The organism is Photobacterium proteolyticum (assembly GCF_001939735.1).
Lineage (GTDB): Bacteria > Pseudomonadota > Gammaproteobacteria > Enterobacterales > Vibrionaceae > Photobacterium > Photobacterium proteolyticum.
Genome location: NZ_MJIL01000014.1, coordinates 1 through 1,961, shown reverse-complemented (window position 1 = coordinate 1,961; position 1,961 = coordinate 1). Strand labels below are relative to the sequence as shown.

General features: G+C 40.9%; 3 protein-coding genes and 1 pseudogene. 3 read left to right on the top strand and 1 reads right to left on the bottom strand.

All coding sequences use genetic code 11. The features are described from left to right. Window positions 1–220: 220 nt before the first annotated feature. The gene (locus tag BIT28_RS00125; RefSeq protein ID WP_017052152.1) at window positions 221–865 is read right to left on the bottom strand and encodes a recombinase family protein; all 645 of its coding nucleotides are present in this window, start codon (window positions 863–865) and stop codon (window positions 221–223) included. A 199-nt stretch (window positions 866–1,064) separates the two neighbouring features. On the opposite strand from BIT28_RS00125, the gene BIT28_RS00120 reads away from it, so the two are divergent. The 3 genes and pseudogenes from BIT28_RS00120 to BIT28_RS00110 form a co-directional block, all read left to right on the top strand. Then, complete coding sequence (locus BIT28_RS00120) at window positions 1,065–1,307, top strand: type II toxin-antitoxin system ParD family antitoxin (RefSeq protein WP_075761616.1); 243 nt, start codon at window positions 1,065–1,067, stop codon at window positions 1,305–1,307. Then, complete coding sequence (locus tag BIT28_RS00115; RefSeq protein ID WP_075761615.1) at window positions 1,300–1,599, top strand: type II toxin-antitoxin system RelE/ParE family toxin; 300 nt, start codon at window positions 1,300–1,302, stop codon at window positions 1,597–1,599. The genes BIT28_RS00120 and BIT28_RS00115 overlap by 8 nt, the downstream gene beginning before the upstream one ends. Before the next feature lie 83 nt (window positions 1,600–1,682). Next, window positions 1,683–1,850: pseudogene (locus tag BIT28_RS00110) on the top strand (DUF4158 domain-containing protein); the annotation flags it as partial. Window positions 1,851–1,961: the final 111 nt, after the last annotated feature.

The window sequence follows — 1,961 nt, the reverse complement described above, 5'->3', positions numbered from 1 at the left end:
GTGAGCAGTTTTATGCGTTAGCAGCCTAGTTGCATCCAGAATCAGTACATTTGTCTTTCAGCAAAACTTTGCGACAGAACCCGGCACTTGGTAACAAGTGTCGTCTACCCGACAAATGTGAGTTACGATATCACCATGTGGGGAAAGTTAAGAAAGTTAATTGTATGGTTTGGTCGTGACTCATCAGCTAGTCAGTCAGATCAGGTATGAGCCACTACAGTTAAGTATCGCACTTTACTGCTCGCTCATTTGCCCATTTATTAGCAACCCGAATTACTGTACGACCTGATACATTAGTCAGTTTGGCCGTATCACTAATGCTTAGCTTATTGACAACTCGTAGCTGATAGATTTTTTCATGTAGTTCTAAGTCTGCCTGTCTTCCTCGGTATTTTCCTTCCTCTTTGGCTTTCTTTATTCCTTCAGCCTGTCGGCGGCGACGGTCTTGGTAATCTTTTCTCGCGATAGCAGCTAACATATCCATCATCATGCTATTTATTGCCTTGATCATCGATCCAGTAAATTCATCAGTGATTTGAGGTGAGAAAGCAATATGACTGGTTGGCAAATCCAGACTAATTACTTTGAGTTCTTTCTCGTGCAACATTTCTTTTAATGCAAACCAGCTTTTCTCATCCAGACGAGAAAGCCTATCAATTTGCTCAATGATGATTGCATCACCAATTGCAGCATCATCAAGTAATCGGAGCAGTTCTGGTCTTTGTAATGAAGCTCCCGATTCATTCTCAATATACCAACCTGCTATTCGGAAGCCTTTTTGCTGTACAAACTCCTGCAATGCTCTTTGTGCTCGCTTTGCATTTTGATCAGAGGTTGATGCTCTTAAGTAACCAAAGATGTACATAATTCTCTCAAAGTGACATTTAAGTTATGATCTAACTCCATATGACAAATAGGTTATGACAAATATAGCTTTCTTGTCAATTTTAGCATGTGACCTATAGGTATACTTCATTGTCATACGAAAATCATGATTGATTTGATTTTGAATTCTAGTTTACCTATTATTGGTGTGTTAATTATTCACACATGTAGGTGGAAATATGTCACGCACAACTAGTGTTACGATTGGATCTCAGCTAGATGAGTTTGTCGGTCAGCTCATAGCGACTGGTCGCTATGGCTCAACAAGTGAAGTCGTTCGTTCTGCATTGCGGCTACTCGAAAGGCAAGAGAAACAAACCACGGCTCTAAAAATGGCGATTGAAGCTGGAGAGCAGAGTGGTCAATGCTCATTATCACTTCATGACATTGCGGCTAAAATGAAGCAGAAACACAATGTATAAACTTTCCAACCTCGCCGCAAAAGACTTTGAGCACATTTTTGAATACACCTTGTTGAACTTTGGTATAGAACAAGCGGATTCTTATACAGACAGTATGCATGACGTTTTGCTAACGCTTGCAGAGCAACCTTTGATGGGTCATGAGTGTCCGGAAATTGCCGAAGGGCTTCGCCGCCACGATCATTTTAAACATGCTATTTTTTATCGTCTACAGCCTCATGGTGTTTACATAATCCGTATTCTTCATCAGCAAATGGAACCATTACGGCATTTCCACCCAGATATTTATTAAAACTCCTCATGCCTACATGCTGGAGATGGGAAAACAATACGTCACTGATTTGAGTTTGTGTAACCAATAAGAGGGGTCTGGCTATGCCCGTAGATTTTTTAACCACTGAACAAAAAAATAGTTACGGGCAATTTAATGGGGAGCCGAATGATGTTCAATTGGCGCGGTACTTCCATTTGGACAAAGCTGACTTCACCTTTATCGCGCAAAGACGTGGGGATCACAATCGGTTTGGTGTCGCTCTACAATTAGGTGGTTTTGTCGCAAACTGAAGTAGTAGATTATGATCTTCATCAACATTCATCACTTCCAACATCATGACCATCACATTCATCGGCCGTCATTTTCCTTCCGAGATCATA

Coding starts and splice junctions, on each gene's coding strand:
- BIT28_RS00125 (WP_017052152.1), bottom strand. CDS start 865: ATGTACATCTTTGGTTACTTAAGAGCATCAACCTCTGATCAAAATGCA.
- BIT28_RS00120 (WP_075761616.1), top strand. CDS start 1,065: ATGTCACGCACAACTAGTGTTACGATTGGATCTCAGCTAGATGAGTTT.
- BIT28_RS00115 (WP_075761615.1), top strand. CDS start 1,300: ATGTATAAACTTTCCAACCTCGCCGCAAAAGACTTTGAGCACATTTTT.